At 71.9% G+C, this 20,009-nt stretch carries 16 protein-coding genes; 5 read left to right on the top strand and 11 right to left on the bottom strand.

Features of this window, described 5'->3' with window-relative positions:
• Positions 1-98: 98 nt before the first annotated feature.
• Positions 99-578: an acyl-CoA thioesterase gene (locus QQX09_RS08520; RefSeq protein ID WP_301133449.1), complete on the top strand. Its 480-nt coding sequence runs from the start codon at positions 99-101 to the stop codon at positions 576-578.
• Between the two features lie 121 nt (positions 579-699).
• On the opposite strand, the gene QQX09_RS08515 is transcribed toward QQX09_RS08520, so the two are convergent.
• The 6 genes from QQX09_RS08515 to QQX09_RS08490 form a co-directional block, all read right to left on the bottom strand.
• Positions 700-1,596, bottom strand: a complete 897-nt coding sequence (locus tag QQX09_RS08515; protein WP_301133447.1) for a glycine betaine ABC transporter substrate-binding protein — start codon at positions 1,594-1,596, stop codon at positions 700-702.
• A gap of 168 nt (positions 1,597-1,764) precedes the next feature.
• Entirely contained in the window at positions 1,765-2,712 is a 948-nt protein-coding gene (locus QQX09_RS08510) for an ABC transporter permease (protein WP_301133445.1), read from the bottom strand.
• Positions 2,712-4,010 carry a quaternary amine ABC transporter ATP-binding protein gene (locus QQX09_RS08505; RefSeq protein WP_301133444.1) on the bottom strand — a complete coding sequence of 433 codons (1,299 nt, stop codon included), beginning with the start codon at positions 4,008-4,010 and terminating at the stop codon, positions 2,712-2,714. The genes QQX09_RS08510 and QQX09_RS08505 overlap by 1 nt, the downstream gene beginning before the upstream one ends.
• A 335-nt stretch (positions 4,011-4,345) precedes the next feature.
• The gene (locus tag QQX09_RS08500; RefSeq protein ID WP_301133437.1) at positions 4,346-5,224 is read right to left on the bottom strand and encodes an acyl-CoA thioesterase; all 879 of its coding nucleotides are present in this window, start codon (positions 5,222-5,224) and stop codon (positions 4,346-4,348) included.
• The gene (locus QQX09_RS08495) at positions 5,224-5,646 is read right to left on the bottom strand and encodes a globin (RefSeq protein WP_301133485.1); all 423 of its coding nucleotides are present in this window, start codon (positions 5,644-5,646) and stop codon (positions 5,224-5,226) included. Before QQX09_RS08495 ends, QQX09_RS08500 begins: the two co-directional genes overlap by 1 nt.
• Before the next feature lie 11 nt (positions 5,647-5,657).
• Positions 5,658-6,749, bottom strand: coding sequence for a mechanosensitive ion channel family protein (locus QQX09_RS08490; protein WP_301133435.1), 1,092 nt, complete (start codon positions 6,747-6,749; stop codon positions 5,658-5,660).
• Between the two features lie 64 nt (positions 6,750-6,813).
• Between QQX09_RS08490 and malQ the strand changes: the two genes are divergently transcribed.
• Entirely contained in the window at positions 6,814-8,958 is a 2,145-nt protein-coding gene (malQ, locus tag QQX09_RS08485) for a 4-alpha-glucanotransferase (protein ID WP_301133433.1), read from the top strand.
• Positions 8,959-9,021: 63 nt separating this feature from the next.
• On the opposite strand, the gene pepN (QQX09_RS08480) is transcribed toward malQ, so the two are convergent.
• Positions 9,022-11,616, bottom strand: a complete 2,595-nt coding sequence (pepN, locus tag QQX09_RS08480; protein WP_301133431.1) for an aminopeptidase N — start codon at positions 11,614-11,616, stop codon at positions 9,022-9,024.
• Positions 11,617-11,933: 317 nt separating this feature from the next.
• Positions 11,934-14,528, bottom strand: coding sequence for an aminopeptidase N (gene pepN / locus QQX09_RS08475; RefSeq protein WP_301133429.1), 2,595 nt, complete (start codon positions 14,526-14,528; stop codon positions 11,934-11,936).
• An 83-nt stretch (positions 14,529-14,611) separates the two neighbouring features.
• Between pepN (QQX09_RS08475) and QQX09_RS08470 the strand changes: the two genes are divergently transcribed.
• Both QQX09_RS08470 and QQX09_RS08465 read left to right on the top strand, forming a co-directional pair.
• Complete coding sequence (locus QQX09_RS08470; protein WP_301133427.1) at positions 14,612-15,046, top strand: GNAT family N-acetyltransferase; 435 nt, start codon at positions 14,612-14,614, stop codon at positions 15,044-15,046.
• A 31-nt stretch (positions 15,047-15,077) separates the two neighbouring features.
• On the top strand, positions 15,078-16,457 hold the full coding sequence (locus QQX09_RS08465; RefSeq protein WP_301133426.1) for an MFS transporter: 1,380 nt from the start codon (positions 15,078-15,080) through the stop codon (positions 16,455-16,457).
• 33 nt (positions 16,458-16,490) lie between these two features.
• Here the strand turns inward: QQX09_RS08465 and QQX09_RS08460 are convergent, their stop codons facing one another.
• Both QQX09_RS08460 and QQX09_RS08455 read right to left on the bottom strand, forming a co-directional pair.
• Positions 16,491-17,078 (bottom strand): hypothetical protein, encoded by a 588-nt coding sequence (locus QQX09_RS08460; RefSeq protein WP_301133424.1) that lies wholly within the window; start codon positions 17,076-17,078, stop codon positions 16,491-16,493.
• A 68-nt stretch (positions 17,079-17,146) separates the two neighbouring features.
• Entirely contained in the window at positions 17,147-18,907 is a 1,761-nt protein-coding gene (locus QQX09_RS08455) for a chloride channel protein (protein ID WP_301133423.1), read from the bottom strand.
• Positions 18,908-18,986: 79 nt separating this feature from the next.
• Between QQX09_RS08455 and QQX09_RS08450 the strand changes: the two genes are divergently transcribed.
• On the top strand, positions 18,987-19,442 hold the full coding sequence (locus QQX09_RS08450; RefSeq protein WP_301133421.1) for a MarR family winged helix-turn-helix transcriptional regulator: 456 nt from the start codon (positions 18,987-18,989) through the stop codon (positions 19,440-19,442).
• A 19-nt stretch (positions 19,443-19,461) separates the two neighbouring features.
• Here QQX09_RS08450 and QQX09_RS08445 read toward each other — a convergent pair whose 3' ends face one another.
• A complete protein-coding gene (locus QQX09_RS08445) occupies positions 19,462-19,938 on the bottom strand; it encodes a tRNA (cytidine(34)-2'-O)-methyltransferase (RefSeq protein WP_301133418.1) in 477 nt (158 codons plus the stop codon).
• Positions 19,939-20,009: the final 71 nt, after the last annotated feature.

Raw genomic sequence — 20,009 nt, 5'->3', positions numbered from 1 at the left:
GGTAGCGAGCCATCCGCCGCGGGCGGGCGGCGGTCGCTTCCGCACGGTCGGTGCGTCGCTCGGGTGGCCGGTGGCCGCCGCGGCGCTAGCGTGGCTCCATGACCCGCATCCATGTCCCGATCACGCTGCGGTGGTCGGACCTCGACGCCTACGGCCACGTCAACAACGCGGAGATGCTCCGCCTGCTCGAGGAGGCGCGCATCCGCGTCTTCTGGGCGGACCGCTCGGCCGCCGAGGAGCACGAGGTCCCGCACACCGCCCTCATCGCGGGAGGCCCCGACGCGGAGACGATCACGCTCATCGCCGCGCAGCAGATCGAGTACCTCGAGCCCATCCCGTACCTGCGACGGCCGCTCGACGTGCACCTGTGGATCGGGCGGCTCGGGGGCGCGAGCATCGAGATCTGCTACGAGGTCTGGTCGCCGCAGGGCGAGGACGAGCCGGTGCTGTACGCCCGCGCCGCGACCACGCTGGTGCTCGTCGACTCCGCGACGCAGCGCCCGCGCCGCCTCAGCGACGCCGAGCGCGAGGCGTGGAGCCCGCACCTCGACGAGCCGGTGCGCTTCCGCAAGCGCTGACAGCGCAACGGCGCGGCGCCCGAAGGCGCCGCGCCGTCGCTGGGCTCCCCGTAGGAGTCTCGAACCTTCCGGAACCGTCGGTCAGCTCCCCGCAGGGGGGTCGACGTGGAAGGGGAGGAGGCTACGCGGTGAGCGAGTCGACCCACTCCTGGTTCGCGGCGACCCACTCGGCGACCACGTCGGCCTGACCGTCGGCGTCCACGCCCTGGAGCTGGTTCTCGAGGTCGTACAGGTGGTCGGCGTCCATGGTGAACGCGCCCATCCACTCGGCGACCTCGGGGAACTCCTCGCCCAGGCCGGTGCGGCCGTAGGTCACGATGCTCTCGGCCTCGCCGAGCGTGCCCTCGGGGTCCTCGAGGTTCTTGAGGTCGTAGGCGCCGTAGGCCCAGTGGGGCTCCCACAGCGTGACGATGATGTTCTCGCCGTTCGAGGTGGCGGTGTCGAGCTCGGAGAGCATCGCCGGGGTCGACGAGGTGAGGAACTCCATGTCCTCGAGGCCGTAGGTCGGGATGACCGCGTCCTGGACGGTGGCGGTGAGGCCGGCGCCGGGCTCGATGCCGACGATGCGGCCGCCGAACTCGTCGGCGTTGGCCGCGAGGTCCGCGAGCGAGTCGACGGGGGCGTCGGCGTTGACCGCGACGGTGAGGGCAGCGGAGTCGAACCAGGCGCCGAGCTCCTCCATGTCGTCACCGAACTCCTCGATGTACGAGGCGTGGGTGAGGGGCAGCCACACGTCGGTCACGACGTCGTAGTCGCCGTCCGCGACGCCCTGGAAGACGACGGCCGGGTCGGCATACTCGAGCTCGACGTTGTAGCCCTTGCCCTCGAGGATGTTCTCCCACAGGAGCGAGGTCGCGAGCGACTCGTCCCAGCCGTTGAACACGGCGAGGGTGAGGTCGCCACCGGCGGCGTCACCGGACGCGGCGGCGTCGGTGTCGGCGTCCGAGGACGAGCAGCCGGCGAGCACGAGGCCGCCGGCGGCAGCCATGGCGAAGGGCGCGAAGGCGCGAAGCTTCATGATGTGTTTCCTTTCTCAGCGAGGGGTGTCTCCCCCCGCAGCGAGCAGCACCGGTCGCCCATCGGTCGGGGCGGGGTGCACGCGGCTCCCTCAGAAGCCGCGAGGTCTGTGGTGCCGTCCGGGCGGACGGCGTGGGGCAGCGTCCGGGAGGACGATGCGCGGGTGGGGTCAGCCGGCGCCGCCGCCGGGGCTGCGGCGGGGGCCGCCGACCTCGATGATCTCCGCGTCGAAGCGGGCCTGCTCCTCGGCCTCCTTCTTCGCGACGTAGGACTTGCGCCACCTCGAGTACAGGCCGAGGCCCTTGCCGAAGGACGCGGTGAAGCGGTCCAGCAGGATCGCGAGGACCACGACGGACAGACCGGCCTCGAAGCCGAGTCCGACGTTGAGCGCGGAGATCGCCTGGGCGACGTCGCCGCCGAGGCCACGGGCGCCGACGAGGCCGGCGATGACCACCATCGACAGCGACAGCATGATGATCTGGTTGATGCCGGCCATGATCGACGGCATCGCGAGGGGGATCTGGATCTGGCGCAGGATGCGGCGCGGGTGGGCGCCGAAGGCCTGGCCTGCCTCGACGACCTCCTTGTCGACGCCGCGGATGCCCAGCTCGGTGAGGCGCACGCCGGGTGCCATCGCGAAGATCAGGGTCGCGATGATGCCGGGCGCCACGCCGACGCGGAACAGGGCGAGCGCGGGGATGAGGTAGACGAAGGCGGGCAGCGTCTGAAGGAAGTCCATGACGGGCTTCACGATCTTCGACACCGTGTCGTTGCGCGCGGCCCAGATGCCCAGCGGGATCGAGATCGCGACCGCGAGGAACGCGGCGACCAGGACGAGCGCGAGCGAGTCGATCGCGTTGTCCCACTGGTTGACGCTCATGATGAAGAGCAGGCCGACCACCGAGCCGACGGCGAACCTCCATCCGCGGGCCAGCAGGGCGCCGAATGCGACGAGCGCGATCACCACGAGGGCCGGCGGGGTCGCGAAGACCCAGTCGACGGCGTCGAACATCCAGATGAGGACCTCGCGGAGGCCCTCGAAGAACCAGGAGAAGCTGTCCTCGAGCCAGTCGAAGAAGCTCTTGATCCACGTGCCGACGGGGATGCGGATATCCATCAGACGGCCTCCTTCGGCTCGGCGGCGCGGGCTCCGACGGCGGCGCCCAGGACCTTGTCGACCACCTCGGCGGGCAGCGGGTCGGGACGCGGCGTCGCGGTGGCGGCGGCCTCGGGCTCGCCGCCGAGCGCCGCGAGCAGGGTCACGCGGGGGATGACGCCCACGAGGCGGCTGCGGCCGTCGAGCACGCCGAGCGGCAGCGCCGCCTCGAGCGACGGGATGAAGAGGTCGGCGAGCGCGGTGTCGGTGGCGACGGCGCCGTGGTCGGCCTGGATGACGGGCGCGAGGTCCTTCTCGCCCCTGCGGACGAGGTCGAAGACGTCGCGGTCGCGGACCCAGCCCACGATGGTGCGGTCCTTGTTGACCACGTACGCGCCGGCGAGCTGCTCGTCGCGCATGGTGGTGAGCGCGGCGCGCGGGCCGGCGCCGACGTGCACGACGGCGCGCGGCTTGCGCATCACGGACTCGGCGGTCAGCACCTTGGTGCGGTCGACGTCCTGGACGAACTGCTCGACGTAGTCGTTCGCGGGGTTGGTGAGGATGTCCTCGGGCGACCCGATCTGGACGATGCGGCCGTCGCGCATCACCGCGATGCGGTCGCCGATGTACATCGCCTCGTTGAGGTCGTGCGTGATGAAGATGATGGTCTTGCCCAGCTCGGCCTGGAGCTCGAGCAGCTGGTCCTGCATCTCGCGGCGGATCAGCGGGTCGAGCGCGGAGAAGGCCTCGTCCATGAGCAGGACGTCCGTGTCGGCGGCGAGGGCGCGGGCGAGGCCCACGCGCTGCTGCATGCCGCCGGAGAGCTCCGCGGGGTGCTTCTCCTCCCAGCCCTTGAGGCCGACGATCTCGGTGACCTTGCGGGCCCGGGCGACGCGCTCGTCGAGCGGCATGCCCTGGATCTCGAGGCCGTAGGCCACGTTGTCGAGCACCGTCCGGTGGGGGAGCAGCGCGAAGTGCTGGAACACCATCGAGATGCGCTTCTGGCGGATCTCGCGGAGGCGCTTCGCGGGGATGTCGGTGATGCGCTCGCCCGCGACCTCGACCGACCCGGCCGTCGCATCGTGCAGGCCGTTGAGCATGCGGATGAGGGTGGACTTGCCCGAGCCGGACAGGCCCATCACCACGAAGATCTCGCCGCTCCGGACCTCGAAGGAGGCGTCGATCACGGCGGCCGTGGTGCCGCTCGGCAGCTCGTCGCGCGGCGTGCCGCGGTGCAGCTGGATCACCGCCTCGTCGGCGTGGCGCCCGAAGACCTTGTACAGGCCTTCCGCGCGCAGGGCGATCGTGTCGTCGTTCATCGGTCCTTCAGCTCCTGGGGTTCTCAGGTGCGCAAGGGCCTCGGCTAGCGAGAGGACTCGCAGCCGTCGGACGGCAATCACGGGCCCGCCTGGCAGCGCCCGGGAGCGCCGCTACTAGCACTCCGGCGCGTCATCCGGGGAGGGGCGCGCCAGGAGGCCTTTGGCTGGTCATTGACGTTCTCATGACTGGCGCTTGCCAGTGGGAACGGCCCTGCGACCGTAACAACCCGGCCCCGCCCGCTGTCCAACCAGATCGGGCTTCGTTACGGAATTGAAATATTCCAGAAAGCGTTGACCGTCCGCCTCGCGCAACGGTGAAAGGCCTGGTAGGAGGGCTAGCGCGGGAGGCGGATCATGCCCTCCTGGGCGGCCGATGCGACGAGCCGGCCGTCCTCGGAGAAGATCCACGTGCCGGTGAGACCGCGACCGCCCTGAGCGGTCGGGGAGTCCTGGACGAAGAGCAGCCATTCGTCGGCGCGCGCCGGGCGGTGCCACCACATGGCGTGGTCGAGGCTCGCGAAGGAGATGTCCGGGGTCACCCAGGACGCGCCGTGGCGGCGCAGCAGCGGCTCGAGCATCACCTGGTCCGAGCCGAAGGCCAGCAGCGCGCGGTGCATGAGGTCCGAGCCGTCGATCGGCCCCCTCAGCCTCATCCACGCCGTCTGGTACTGCTTCGGTCGCTTGTCGGGGCCCAGGAACAGCGAGCCCTCGACGTGGCGGACGTCGAACGGCGCCTTGGTGAGCCAGAAGTCCGCCGACGGGTGGCCGGCGAACGGCGCGAGGATGTCGATGCCCGACTGCACCGACTCCGGGCCGGGCACCTCGGGCATCGCCACCGCGTGCTCGGGTCCCTCCTGCTCGATCTGGAACGACGTGATCATCGACAGGATGGGCCGGCCGTCCTGCAGCGCGTGCGTGCGCCGCGCCGAGAACGAGCGGCCGTCGCGCAGCACCTCGACCTCGAACTGGATGGGGTGCGCGGCGTCGCCCGCCCGCAGGAAGTAGCCGTGGAGCGAGTGCGCGAAGCGGTCCTCCGGCACCGTGGCGCCCGCTGCGAGGAGCGCCTGCGCGAGCACCTGGCCGCCGAACACGCGGCCGCCCGGCATCGGCATCGAGTCACCCTCGAAGCTCGTGTCGCCGAAGCGCCGCAGGTCCAGCACGTCCATCCCGGCGGCGACGGCGGAGTCCGCCCAGGTGTCCTCGATCGCGGGCATCAGCTCTCCTCGGTGGCGTCGAACGTGTTGACCATCGAGTGCGCGGCGCGCTCGAGGTAGTCCATCAGGGTGACGGCGTGCAGCGGCGCGAGGTTCTGACGCGCCACCGCCTCGCGCATGTGGGCGATCCAGCGGTCGCGGGCGTCGGGGTTGACCTTGAAGGGCATGTGCCGCATGCGCAGGCGCGGATGGCCGCGGGTCTCGGAGTACGTCGTGGGTCCGCCCCAGTACTGCTCGAGGAACAGGGTCAGGCGGGAGACCGCGCCCTCCATGTCGTCCTCGGGGTACATGGGCCGCAGCACCGGGTCCGCGGCGACGCCCTCGTAGAAGGCGCGCACGATCGCGTCGAAGGTCGCGTGCCCGCCCACGGCCTCGAAGAAGGACTGGCCCTGCTCCTGCGCGGGTCCGGCGCCCACGCTCATGCCCGGCGTGCTCACTCGTCGTCGCCGTCGTTCGGGGGAGGCAGGCGGCTGCCGTCCTGGTCCACCGGCTGCTCGTCGCCCGCGGGGCGCGCCGAGTCGTGCAGTAGCCGCTTGGGCCCCTGCGAGTCGACCACCATGGCCTCGCCCGGCACCGCGAGCTCGATGCCGCGCTCCGCGAAGATGCGGCGCATCTCGTGACGCACCTCGCGCTGCACGTCCCACTGCGTGGACGGGTTGGTCTGCACCAGCAGCCGCAGCATCACCGCGTTGTACTCGAGCGACTCGATGCCCGCGACCTCGGGCTCGCCCAGGATCGCGGAGGCGACCTTGTCGTGGCCGGCCTGGGCCGCCTTCACCGCGTCGATCATCGCCTCGCGGGCCGCCTCGATGTCGGTGTCGTACGCGAAGCGCACCTCGACGAGCGCGCGCGACCACATGCGCGTCATGTTGCCCACGCGCGTGATCTCGCCGTTGGGCACGTACCAGACCGTGCCGTCGAGGGACCGCAGCCGCGTGCACCGCAGCCCCACCTCCTCGACCGAGCCCGTCGCCTCGCCCAGGTTCACCACGTCGCCCACGCCGTACTGGTCCTCGAGCAGCATGAACACGCCGCTGAGCACGTCCTTGACGAGCGACTGCGCGCCGAAGCCGAGCGCGACGCCGACCACACCCGCGGAGGCCATGAGCGGACCCACGGGCACGCCGACCATCGACAGCACGGTCGTCACGCCGATCGTCACGAGCACGACGGCGAGGGTCGAGTTGAGCACCCTGCCGATGGTGTTCGCGCGTTGGCGGCGCCGCTCGCCCTCGAGACGGAGCTCCATCGTGTCGGGCTCGGCGACCTTGATCTTCGCCTTGCGCATCGCGCGACGGGCGCGGCCGTCGAGCGGCGTGCCCTTCTCGATGCCCATGACGATGCCGCGGATGACCGCGCGGCCCACGAACCACACGATGACGAGCAGCAGGATCGCGAGGCCGAGCCCGATGAACTGGCCCGAGGTGTCGCTCGTGAGGTCCTCCCACAGGTTCTGCACATCGCTGGCAGGACCCTCGAGCGTGGGAGAGGTGGACGGCTCGGGAGATGCGGAGAGAGTCAGCACCCCAACAGAGTAGCGAGCGCGCGCCGCCGCCCCTATACACCCTCGCATCTGGCAGGATTGACACGTGATCGATGCGCCCGAGGTCGAGCGTGAGGCCCCGTCGGAGCCGCTCGTCGCGCTCGCGCGCGCATGCGGCGTCTCCGTCGAGTACTACGCCATCGACGGAACCCAGGTCCAGTGCTCCGCCGCGGCGATCCGTGCCGCCCTCACGTCGATGGGGCTCGACGCCTCGTCCGACGTCGCGTGCGAACGCACGCTCGAGGGGCTCGAGGATCAGGAATGGGCGCGGCTCGTGCCGCCCATCACGGTGCTCTGCGCCGGCGAGAGCCGCGAGATCCCCGTCCACGTGATCGACGGCGACCCCGCCTCGCTCGGCCTGCGGCTCGAGTCGGGCGAGGAGCGCGCGCTCGAGCAGCTCGACCGCTGGGTCCCGCCGCGGAAGGTGGGCGTGCAGACGCTCGGCCGCGCGACGTTCGAGGTGCCCGGCGACCTTCCGCTGGGCTGGCACGTCGTCGAGGCGGAGACCAAGGGTCGCCGCGGCCGCGGCTACGTCGTGGTGACGCCCGCCCGCGTGACGATGCGCGACGACGTGCGCGCGCATCGTCCCTGGGGGCTCACCGTGCAGCTGTACTCGCTGCGCTCGGCGCGTTCGTGGGGGATCGGCGACCTCGCGGACCTCGCGGACCTGTGCGCGCTCGGCAAGTCGCGCGGCGAGGCCGACTTCGTGCTCATCAACCCGCTGCACGCGACGGAGCCCGTCCCGCCGATCTCGAACTCGCCGTACCTGCCCACCTCGAAGCGCTATATGTCGCCCCTGTACATCCGGGTCGAGGACATCCCCGAGGTCGCGTACCTCCCGTCGCAGCAGCGCGCGCTGCTCGCGTGGGAGGCGGAGCGGCCGCAGCGCACCAACGATACGGACGAGCTGCTCGACCGCAACGCGATCTGGCGCCTCAAGTCCGCCGCCCTCGAGGAGGTGTTCCTCGCGCCGCGCTCGGCGGGCCGCGAGGCGCTGTTCGAGGCGTTCTGCCTGCGCGAGGGCGCGGCGCTCGAGGACTTCGCCACGTGGTGCGCGATCGCCGAGGCCCACAAGGGCCTGCCGTGGCCCGACGAGTTCGACTCGCCCGCATCCCCGGCCGTCGCGCGCTGGCGCGACGAGCACGCCGACCGCGTCCTCTACTACGCGTGGCTCCAGTGGATCTGCGAGGCGCAGCTCGCGGACGCGCAGGCGACCGCGAAGCGCGCCGGCATGAGCATCGGCGTGATGATCGACCTCGCCGTGGGCGTCCACCCCGAGGGCGCGGACGCCTGGTCGTACCAGCGCGTGCTCGCGCAGGGCCAGAGCATGGGAGCGCCGCCGGACTTCTACAACGCGCTCGGCCAGGACTGGTCGATCCCGCCGTGGCAGCCGCGCGCCCTCGAGGCGGCCGCCTACCTGCCGTTCCGCGACATGGTGCGCGCGGCCATCCGCAACGCGGGCGCGCTGCGCATCGACCACGTGCTCGGCATGTTCCGCCAGTGGTGGGTGCCGGAGGGCCACATCCCCGTCGACGGCGTGTACGTCTACGTCGACCATGAGGCGCTCATCGGCATCATCGCGCTCGAGGCGGAGCGTGCCGGCGCGCTCGTCATCGGCGAGGACCTCGGCACCGTCGAGCCGTGGGTGCGGGAGTACCTGCATGAGCGCGGCCTGCTCGGCACCTCCATCACGTGGTTCGAGCGCCACGACGACGGCGCCCCGCGCCTGCCCGAGCACTACCGCGCCGACACGCTCGCGGCCGTCACTACCCACGACCTGCCGCCCACGGGCGCGTACCTCGCGGGCGAGCACGTCCGCCTGCGCGCGGAGCTCGGGATGCTCGGCGGCGGCAGCATCGAGGACGCGCAGGCGGAGGCGGAGCGCGAGCGCCAGGCCTTCATCGACATCATGCTCGAGCGCGGCTGGATCCTCGGCGACTACAACGAGGAGGACCTCATCGCGGGCCTGCACCGCTGGGTCCTCGAGAGCCCCGCGCTGCTCACCGGCGTCGCGGTCACCGACGCGGTCGGCGAGCGTCGCGCCCAGAACATGCCCGGCACGGACACCGAGTACCCCAACTGGTGCGTGCCCGTCACCGACGGCAACGGTGTGCCCGTGCTGCTCGACGACCTGTTCGAGCACCCGCGCGTGCGCCGCCTCTTCCGCGCGATCAAGCACGCGCGCGGGTAGACCGGGCGCACGCCGCGGGCCACGCGGGACGATGCGGCGGTCGCCGCATCGTCCCGGCGCACGTCAGCGGGGGATGGCCATCCGGCTCACGGTCTGCGCGACCTGCGCGCGGCGCACGTGGTCGAGCGCCTCGACGACGGTCTTGCGCAGCACGCTCGGGGCGTCGCCGTGGTCGGCGAGCCAGTGCTCGAGGCGGTCGGCGAGGCCGTCGACGCGGCCCGCGAGCTGCACGGGCAGCGTGAGGCGCGCGACGCGGGCGCCGACGAAGCCGGCGTTCGCGTCGTAGTAGCCGCGCAGCGACCCGAGCAGGTCGTCGAGCAGCGGCGCGAGGAGCGCGGGGTCGACCGCCCGGGCCAGGCCCGCCGCGAGCTCGAACTGCACCGCGTTGATGGCGGGGCCGTCCTCGGGACGCACGAGCGCGTCCCACGCCGCCTGCTTCGCCTCCGCGGTGGCGACGGAGGCGCGCACGCCGGCCGCGCGCCGCTGACCGGCCGCGGACACGTCCATGGCGGCGTAGTGGCCGATCTCCTCGAGGCCGATGCCGCCGGCCGCAGCGAGCCCCGCGAGCAGGTCCCACGTGAGGTCGGAGTCGATCTCGACGCCGGGGATCTCCGCGGCGTCCTCGACGAGGGCGCGCAGGCGCAGCGCCTGCTCCGTGGTGCACGCGAGCTGCGCGTAGCCCTTGAGCAGCTGGAGCTGGATGTCCGAGCCGTGCTCGGCGGCCGCGAGCGCGGTCCACAGCCGCTCGGCGGCGGCCTCGGTCACCTCGGCGACGAGCTCGGGCGCGAGGTAGCGGCGCAGCGCCACGACCATGAGGGCCACGTGGGACTCGGCGGTCGCGGAGTTGCGCACGTGCGGCAGCAGCGTGAGCACGGCGTCGATGTAGCGCTGTGCGGGCAGCGACCCGTCGCGGGTCATGTGCCACAGCGCGTCGAGCACCGTGGCCTGCACCATCGGGTCCGTGATCGCGTCGATGTGGGCCTCGAGGGTCGCGAGGGAGACGTCGTCGAGGTGGAGCTTGGCGTACGTGAGGTCGCGGTCGTTGACGAGCAGCAGGTCGGGGCGGGGGTGGCCCACGGCCTCGGGGATCTCGACGAGCTCGCCGCCCACGGTGGCGGTGACGGCCCAGTCGCGGTCGAGCACTCCGTCGCGGAGCCGGTAGCCGGCGATCTCGACGCCGTGCGGGCGGGGCACGGGGTGCTCCGCCGGGACGTCCTCGTCGACGGCGAGGCGCGTGAGGGTGCCCGCGTCGTCCGTGGCGAGCACCGCGCGCAGGGTGGTGACCCCGGGGGTCTCGAGCCACACGCGCGCCCACTCGTCGAGCGGACGGTCGGCGGCCTCCTCGACCTCGGCCAGGAACTCCGCGAGCGTCGCGTTGCCGTGGTGGTAGCGCTGGAGGTAGGTCGCGACGCCGCCGAAGAACGCGTCCTCGCCCACGTACTGCGCGAGCTGGCGCAGCGCCGAGGCGCCCTTGGCGTAGGTGATCATGTCGAAGGCGGACACCGTGGCCTCGGTGTCGGGCACCTCGGTGACGATCGCGTGCGTGGTGGGGAGCTGGTCCTGGACGTACGCGACGGACTTGCGGTTGGCCGCGAAGGTCACCCACGCGTCCTTCCACTCCGAGATCTCGGCCGCGGCCCACGTGCCGACGAACTCGGCGAAGGACTCGTTGAGCCACAGGTCGTCCCACCACTTCATCGTGACGAGGTTGCCGAACCACATGTGCGCGAGCTCGTGCAGCACCACCACGGTACGGAACTCGAGCTCGGCGGCGGTGGGCCGGCCGCGGAACAGCAGCCGGTCCTCGGAGATGGTGACGCAGCCGACGTTCTCCATCGCGCCCAGGTTGTACTGCGGCACGTAGACCTGGTCGTACTTCTCGTACGGGTACTCGGTGCGGAACACGCGCTCGTAGAGCTCGAGACCGGCCTGCGTGTCCTCGAGGACGCGGTCGCCGTCGAAGTGCTGCTCGAGCGACGGGCGGCCGTAGATGCGGGCCGGGATGTCGCCCTTCGCGCTGTGGAGCACGCCCTCGTGGTACGCGTACGGGCCGGCGACGATCGCGGCGACGTACGAGGGGATCGGCACCGTGGGGCCGAAGGTCCAGCGCGCGAGCCCGTGCTCGGCGCCCGCGACGGTGGTGGCGCCGTCCTCGTAGGTGGGCTCCGGGGTGGGGGAGTTGGAGACGACCATCCAGTGGTCGGGCACCACGACCGAGAACGAGAACTCGCCCTTGATGTCGGGCTGGTCGAAGCACGCGAAGGCGGCGCGGGTGTCGTTCGCCGCGAACTGGCTGTAGAGGTACACCTCGCCGTCCGCGGGGTCGACGAAGCGGTGGATGCCCTGGCCGTCGTTGCGGTAGCCGAAGTCTCCCGCGATGCGCACGGTGTTGTGCTCCGCCAGGTTCGCCAGCTCGATGCGGCCGTCGCGGTGCAGCGACGGGTCGAGCGTCTCGCCGTTGAGCTCGATGAGGTCGATGCGCGGCGCGACCGCCTCGATGAAGGTGGTGGCGCCGGGGGTGGCGGCGAACTCGACGGTGGTGTCGGAGCGGAAGGTGTCGCCCGCGGGGGTGACGTCGAGCGAGACCGCGTACGCGGCGCGGGAGACCACCGAGAAGCGCTCGGCAGCCTCCTGCTTGGTGAGGTTCAGACCTGGCATGGGTCAAGTCTGGCAGGGGATGCCCTTATGCACCCACCGCAGCGGTCCCACCCCGCCCCACCCGCCCCGCCCCACCAAGACCCACCACGACCCACCACGACCCCGCTGCGGGGAACTCAGCGACGGTTCTGGAAGGTTTGCGACTCCTGCGGGGAGCTGAGCGACGGTCGCCCGCGGCGGCGGATGGTGGCAGCCGCGCCCCGGACGGCACGACGGCCGCACCTCGGTGCGAGGTGCGGCCGTCGGTGTCTTCCCCGTAGGAGTCACGGATCGCTCGAGAGCGTCGGTGGCTTCCCCGTGGGAGGGCGGCGGTGGCGCTAGTAGGCCAGGTCCGCCGCCTGGGCCTTGAGCGCGCGGCGCACGCCGTCCGAGCCCTCGCGGATGAGGCGCTTGAGCGCGTCGTGCGCGTCCGGGTTGGCCTCGAGCCACGCGAAGGCCTTGTCCTGCAGGTCCGGGACGCGGCCCGCGAGCTCGACGGGGTAGAGCCCCTCGATGAGGTTCGCGGCGATCTCGTTCGTCTTGGTCGCGTAGATGCGGCGCAGCGCGTCGAAGTACTCGTCGACGTACGGCACCAGCAGGTCGAGGTCGTGGACGTGGTTGAAGCCCGCGATGGTCTCGTACTGGAGCGCGTTGGGCAGGTCCTTCTCCGCGTTGATGAGCGCGTCGAACGCGGCCCGCTTGGCCTCGGGGGTCGCGATCGCGGCACGGGCGTGCGCGGCGCGGCGCTCGCCCGACGCGGTCGCGTCCTTCGACAGCTGCAGCTCGACCGCGACCTCGCCCGCACGCCCTCCCGCGACCAGCGAGATGAGCAGGTCCCATGCGAGGTCCGTGTCGATGGTGAGCCCGTCGATCTGGATCTTGCCGTCGATGAGGGCCTGCACCGTGTCGAACATCGAGTCGACGCAAGCGAGGGACGCGAAGGCCTTGACCAGCTGGAGCTGGCTGTCCGAGCCCGGGTCGCAGGCGACCATGAGGCGCCAGATCTCGCGCGCGGCGGCGGCCTGCACCTCGTCGGTGTGCGACGGGTGGACGTACAGCGCGATCGTGGTCTGCAGCTGGCGCAGCAGCACCAGCACCGTGGTGGACTCCGTCTCGCCGCCGATGTTCTTCAGCACGAGGTCGATGTACTGGCGCGCCGGCATCTCGGCGTCGCGGGTCATGTCCCACGCCGCCGCCAGCACCATGGAGCGGGCCAGCGGGTCGGTGAACTTCGCGACATGCTCGACCGCGGCCTCGAGGGAGGCGTCGTCGAGGCGCACCTTCGCGTAGGCGAGGTCGCCGTCGTTGACGAGGATGAGCGCGGGGCGCTGACGGCCCACGAGCTCGTCGATGTGCGACAGCTCGCCGTCGATGTCGGTCTCGACGTGGAGGACACGCTCGAGCACCTCGTCGCCGTCCTCGTCCACCACGACGTCGTAGCCGCCGATGGCGAGACGATGCGGGCGCTGGGTCGGCCACTCGGCCGGGACCTCCTGGCGGACGGCGAACGAGGTGATGACCCCCGCATCGTCCGTCTCGACGATCGGGCGCAGCGTGGTGACGCCCGCCTTCTGCAGCCACACGTCGGACCAGCCGGAGAGGTCGCGGCCGGAGGCCTTCTCGAGCTCGACGAGGAGGTCGTTCAGGGTCGCGTTCGCGTGGTGGTGCTTGCGCATGTACTCGGCGACGCCGGTGAAGAACTCGTCCTGGCCCACCCACGCGACCAGCTGGCGCAGCACTGACGCGCCCTTCGCGTAGGTGATGCCGTCGAAGTTCACCTCGACGTCCTCGAGGTCCTTGATGTCGGCCATGATCGGGTGCGTCGACGGCAGCTGGTCCTGGCGGTACGCCCACGACTTCTCGAGCGCGTTGAAGGTCACCCACGCGTTCGAGTACCGGGTGACCTCGGCAGTCGCCAGGGTCGACGCGAACTCCGCGAACGACTCGTTGAGCCACAGGTCGTTCCACCACCGCATGGTGACGAGGTCGCCGAACCACATGTGCGCGAGCTCGTGCAGCACCGTCACGGTGCGGCGCTCGACGCGCGCCTGCGCGGTCTTGGAGCGGAACACGTAGTCCTCGAGGAACGTCACGCAGCCCGCGTTCTCCATCGCGCCGGCGTTGAACTCGGGGACGAAGATCTGGTCGTACTTCTCGAACGGGTAGTCCGTCTCGAACTTCTCCTCGTAGAAGGCGAAGCCCTTCTGGGTGTCGTCGAGGATGACGTCCGCGTCGAGGTACGGCGCGAGGCCCTTGCGGCAGTACACGTTGGCGCTCAGCGTGCCCTTGCGCGACTCCACCGTGCCGACCACCTCGTGGTACGGGCCCGCGACGATCGCGGTGACGTAGCAGGGGATGCGCGTGGTGGGCGAGAACTCCCAGCGGGCGACGCCGCGCGCGGTGCCGGCGATCTCGACCGAGCCCTCGGCGGCGGTCTTGGTGGCCGGCGAGTTCGACAGCACGTGCCAGTGCTCGGGCGCGGTCACCGCGAACGTGAAGGAGGCCTTGAGGTCGGGCTGCTCGAAGACCGCGTAGACGCGGCGCGTGTCGGCGACCTCGAACTGCGAGTACAGGTACACCTCGCCGTCCTCGGGGTCGACGAAGCGGTGCAGGCCCTCGCCGGTGTTCATGTAAGCGCAGTCGGCGACCACGGTGAGCTCGTTCTCCACGGCGAGCGTCGGCAGCGTGATCCGCGAGTCCTCGAAGTGCGTCGCGGGGTCGAGCTCCTCGCCGTTGAGGGTGATGCTCAGCACCTGCGGTGCGATCAGGTCGATGAAGGTGGTCTCACCCGGGGTCGCGGTGAAGCGCACGGTCGAGGTCGAACGGAAGGTGGTGTCCGACGTGGTGAGGTCGAGGTCGACGGTGTAGGTGTCGACCGCGACGATGGCGGCGCGGGCCTCGGCCTCGGCGCGCGTGAGGTTGGTACCTGGCATGGCGTGATTGTGTCATGACGATGTCACCCGCGCGTGTGCTCGGACGCCGGGTGGACGATGCGCGTGTCGGCTAGCGTCGGACCATGGCCGATGCGGCGCTCACCATCCGGGCGGCGACCTTCAGGGACGCCGCGGTCCTCGCGTCCTTCGCGGCGGACCTCGCGCTCGGCGCGCCGCCCGCGCCCGACGGGGTGACCGGCGCGCTCGCCGCCCTCGTGGGCCAGTACGGCGTCGGCGCGTTCCTCGCGGAGCTCGACGGCGAGCCGGTCGGCTACGTGGTCGTGCATCGTGTGCCCGCGCTGTTCGCGGGCGGCGTGGTGGCGGTGGTGGAGGAGATCTACGTGGTGCCCGAGCGCCGCGGCCGGGGGATCGGCGCGGCGCTCATGGAGCGCGCCGAGGAGGCCTCGGCCGCCTGGGAGGTCGCCTACGTGTGCGTCGCCACGTCGCGCGCGGTCGACTTCTACAAGGCGCTCGGCTACGAGCCCACCGCACGCTTCCTCAAGAAGGGGCTCGACTGACGGCGTCGGCGCCCGGCCCTAGAATCCTGCGGTGACCCAGGACCCCGCCGGCGCCGCGCCCGAGACCGACACCCCCGCATCGTCCCGCCGCGGGCTGTCCCGCCACCTGGTCGACATCGCGCCGCTCAAGGCGAGCCCCGCCTTCGCGCGGCTGTGGATCGGCGGCGCCATCAGCGGGATCGGCGCGTTCATGACGCAGGTCGCGGTGGGCCTCCAGATCTACGAGATCACCGAGTCGACCTTCATGGTGGGCCTCGTGGGCGGCGTCGCGCTGCTGCCGATGATCGTCGCCGGCCTGTGGGGCGGCATGATCGCCGACGTCTTCGATCGTCGGAAGGTGCTCATCGCCTCGTCGCTGGTGGCGTGGGCGTCGACCATCGCGCTCGCGGCGCTGTCGTTCTGGGATCAGCACCTCCAGGGAGACGGCGGGCACGCGGCGGTGTGGCCGTTCTTCGTCGTCACCACGGTGAGCGCGGTCGCGTCGACCGTGTCGAACGCGACGCGCGGCTCGGTGGTGGGCCGCATCCTGCCGCCGGAGATGATCAGCCGGGCCACCGCCCTCAACGGCATCTCCTTCGGCGCGATGCTCACCATCGGCCCGGCGCTCGCGGGCGTGCTCGCGGCGGGCGTGGGCCTGCCGTGGACGTTCACCATCGACGCGGTGCTCTTCACCGCGGGCTTCCTCGGCATCTGGATGCTGCCGTCGCTGCCGCGGCTGGGGGAGCGGGTCGAGGCCGGCTGGCCCGTGCTCAAGGAGGGGCTGACGTTCCTGCGGCACGCGCCGAACATCCGCATGAGCTTCGTCGTCGACATCATCGCGATGACGTTCGGCCGGCCCTACGTGCTCTTCCCGGCGCTCGGTGCGACGGTGGTCGGCGGCGGCTCGCTCACCGTGGGCGCGCTGACCGCCGCGGGCGCGATCGGCACGATGCTCACGAGCCTGTTCTCCGGGCCGGTCGCCCGGGTCCACCGCCACGGCGTCGCGATCTCGCGCGCGATCCAGCTCTTCGGCCTGTTCGCGGCGCTGTTCGGGCTCACCACGCTGCTGCTCGGCGCCACCGGTCACGAGCCCGCCGAGGGCTGGGGCGGCGTCCACTGGGCGACGCTGATCGTGCTCGCGCTGTGCATGGCGGGCATGGGCGCCTCGGACGAGGTGAGCGCGATCTTCCGCCAGACCATGATCATCACCGCCGCGCCCGACGAGATGCGCGGGCGCCTGCAGGGCGTCTTCATCGTCGTCGTCACGGGCGGGCCCCGCATCGGCGACCTCTACGCGGGCATCCTCGCAACCGCGGTCGCGCTGTGGTTCCCGCCGCTGCTCGGCGGCGTCGTCATCGTCGCGCTCATCGCGATCCTCACCCGCGCGCAGCGGGCGTGGCGCGAGTACGACGCGCAGGCGCCCACGCCGTAGCGTCCGGAGGGACGATGCGGCGGGCGGCCGGGATCAGGCCGCGCCGATCTCCTCGGCGAGCGTGGACGACACGGCGCGCGCCAGCTTGAGGGTGATGTCCGGTGCGCCCTTGCGGTTCGGCTGGATGAAGGAGACCTTGACGAAGTAGTCGCCGACGCCCATGCCGATGGTGCGGCGGCCCGGCAGCGCGTACGCGTTCTCGGCGTGCTTGATCTTGCCGCCCGGCTTCACGGTCCTGCCGAAGACGCCCTCCGCGATCGCCTGGTGCGCCTCGGGGTCCGGGTACTCCCAGTTGATCTCGACCTGGACGCGCGGCTCGGAGCGCTCCTCGTTCTTGGGGCGCCACTCGCAGATGTTGCGGCCCTCGTACGACAGGCTCGAGTTGAACTCGCCGTCGGCCATCTTCACGTCGACGATGCCGTTGAGCTTCTTGAGCGTGATCATCTCGCACGGGTCGGGCGTGCCGGCCGGTGCGACGGCGACCGCCGACAGGCTCGGGTCCGCCAGCGACGACGCGTCCGCGCTGGGCTCGGCGTCCGAGGCCAGCGGGGTGCAGCCGGCGAGCACCACCGCGGCGCCGACGGCGGCGGCGGTCCAGGCGGGCAGGAGGCGAAGCGTCATGCGGGGGTCCCTTCGATCACGAAGAGGTTAGCAACCGCCCGAGCCCGCGCCGACGACGCCGGGCCATGTCACACGGACGCGGAGGCGAGCCGGCGCAGCACCGCGTCCTGCTGCAACCACCCGACGAGCGCGCCGTCCTCGACGACCGCGAGGCCGTCCGCGCCCTCCTCGTCGAGCAGCTCCTCGAGCACATCCTCGACCGCGTCCGAGGGCCCGACGCCCGCGCGTCTCTCGAGCAGCTGGCCCACGACGACCTCGGCCGCGTCGTCGTCGGACGTCACCGCGCCGGCGGCGGCGGACGAGGTGACGACGCCGAGGTAACGGCCGTCGCGGTCGACGACCGGCAGCGTGTGCCGCCGCGCGGCCACGAGCGCGCCGACGGCGTCCGCCGCGGGGAGGCCGCGGCGCAGGGTCGGGGGAGCGGCGGTCATGAGCTCGCCGACGGTCGAGCCGTGGAGGGCCCGGGTGTCCGCGCGGCGCGTGATGTCGATGCCGCGGCGGCGCAGCTTGAGCGTGTAGATCGAGTCGTGCGAGAGCCTGCCCGAGAGCAGCGTGGACACCGCGACCGCGAGCATGAGCGGCAGGATGATCGTGTACTCGCCGCTGAGCTCGAACAGGATGAGCACCGCCGTGATCGGCGCGCGCGACGCGCCCGCGAAGACCGCGGCCATGCCCACCACCGCATAGGCCCCGGGGTCGAGGTCGAGGCCCGGGAGCAGCGCATCGGCGCCCTGCCCGAACGCGGCCCCGAGCATGGCCCCCAGGAACAGCGACGGCGCGAAGACGCCGCCCGAGCCGCCCATGCCGATCGTGAAGGAGGTGGCGACGATCTTCGCCACGAGCAGCACCAGCAGGAACCAGACGGCGTAGCGGCCCATGACGGCGCCCTCGAGCACGGGGTAGCCGACGCCGTACATCTGCGGGACGGCGAGCAGCAGCAGCCCGAGCCCGAGCCCTCCGACGGCGGGGCGTGCCCACTCCGGGCCCCGCCAGACCGCGTCCCACGCGTCCTCGATCTTGTAGAGCACCGTGGTGAACGTCACGCCGACGAGGGCGGCGAGCACGCCGAGGACGACGTACAGGCCGTACTCCGCGAGATGCGCCACGTGGAACTCGGGCAGCACCAGGAACGGCTCGTCGCCCAGGAACACGCGGCCGATGACCGATGCGGTGACGGCGGAGATGACGATCGCGCCGATCGAGCGCGCGGCGAGCGTGCCGAGCAGGAGCTCGAAGGCGAAGAACACTCCGGCGATGGGCGCGTTGAAGGTGGCCGCGATGCCGCCGGCCGCGCCGCAGGCGACCAGCATCCGCACGCCGTTCTCGTCCAGGCGTGCGGCGCGCGCGAGGGACGAGCCCAGCGCCGATCCGATCTGCACGATCGGCCCCTCGCGGCCCACCGAGCCGCCCGAGCCGATGGTGACGGCGGAGGCGAGGGCCTTGACGAACGCCACCTTGACGGGGATGCGGCCGCCGCGACGGTGGATCGCGTACATCACCTCGGGCACGCCGTGGCCGCGCGCCTCCTTGGCGAAGCGCTGGACGAGGGGCCCGTAGAGGAGCCCGCCGACCGCGGGGGCGAGCACGACGAAGAAGCCCCCGAGCCACGGCAGCCACGGGTGCGCCGGGTGGCCGGAGGTGCCCGCGTAGTCCGCGTGCCCCGAGAAGACCCACGTCGCCGTCTCGACGAGCCAGCGGAAGGCGATCGCGCCGAATCCGCCGAGCACGCCCACGACGAGCGCGAGCGCGATGAGCACGGTGTTCTCGGAGCGGCGGAGGCGGGCGAACGACCACGGGCGCTCGGCCCGGGCGGCGGCATGCGCGGACAACGGGACATCCTCACGGTTGTACGGAAGCAACCTTTGGACCCTAGCAGAGGTACGGAACCGTCAACGCTACGGTGGAGGCGTGCCCACCGACGCCACCTCCGCGACCCTCGTCGCCTCCCGTGCCCTGCTCGGCATCGTCGCCCGCTCGCTCGCCCCGGCGCTCGCCGAGGTCACCGTGCCGCAGTTCCGCGTCCTCATCGTGCTGTCGACCGCCGGGCCGCAGCGCATGGGCGACCTGGCCGACCGCATCGGCATCCACCCGTCGACGCTCACGCGCACGGTGGAGCGGCTCCGCACGGGCGGCTGGATCACGCGCGGCGAGGCGCCCGACAACCGGCGCGAGGTGCACGTCGACCTCTCCGAGGCGGGCGCGGAGCTCGTCGCAACCGTGACGGAGACGCGCCGCGCGTTGCTGCGCGACGTGCTCGAGTCCGCCTCGCCGGAGGACCAGGAGGCGGTGCGCCTCGGCATGGAGGCCTTCGCGCGCGCGGCCGGCGAGCCGCAGGAGACGGAGCTCCGCGAGCTCGGGATCTAGCGCGGGCTCGCTCCGCGCCTCACTCCATGTCGCCGAAGCCGAGCTGGCGCGCGGCCTCGTAGATGACGATCGACGCGCAGTTCGCGAGGTTGAGCGAGCGGCGGCTCGCCAGCATCGGGATCCTCACGAGCGACGTCACGCGCGGGTGGTCCATGACCTCCTGCGGCAGCCCCGTGGGCTCGGGCCCGAACAGGAGGACGTCGCCCGGCTCGTACGCGACCTCGGTGTAGGTGGTGCCGGCGCGCGCGGTGAAGGCGAAGACCCGCGCCTCCGGCAGCGCGTCGAGCATCGCCTCGAGGTCCGCGTGCACCGTGACGTTGGCGAGGTCGTGGTAGTCGAGGCCGGCGCGGCGGAGCTTGGAGTCCTCGAGCTCGAAGCCGAGCGGCTCGACCAGGCGCAGCGGTGCGCCGGTGACGGCGGACAGGCGGATCGCGTTGCCCGTGTTCTCGGGGATGCGGGGCTCGAAGAACGCGATCGACGGGAGGGCGGCGGGCATGCCGCCAGTGTGGCACGCGGCGCCAGGGCGACGATGCGCCGGCGGGGTGCGCGCATCGTCCCGCCGTCGGA

It is taken from the genome of Demequina litoralis (assembly GCF_030418455.1).
Taxonomy (GTDB): domain Bacteria; phylum Actinomycetota; class Actinomycetes; order Actinomycetales; family Demequinaceae; genus Demequina; species Demequina litoralis.
This window is presented reverse-complemented; position numbering and strand designations above follow the sequence as displayed.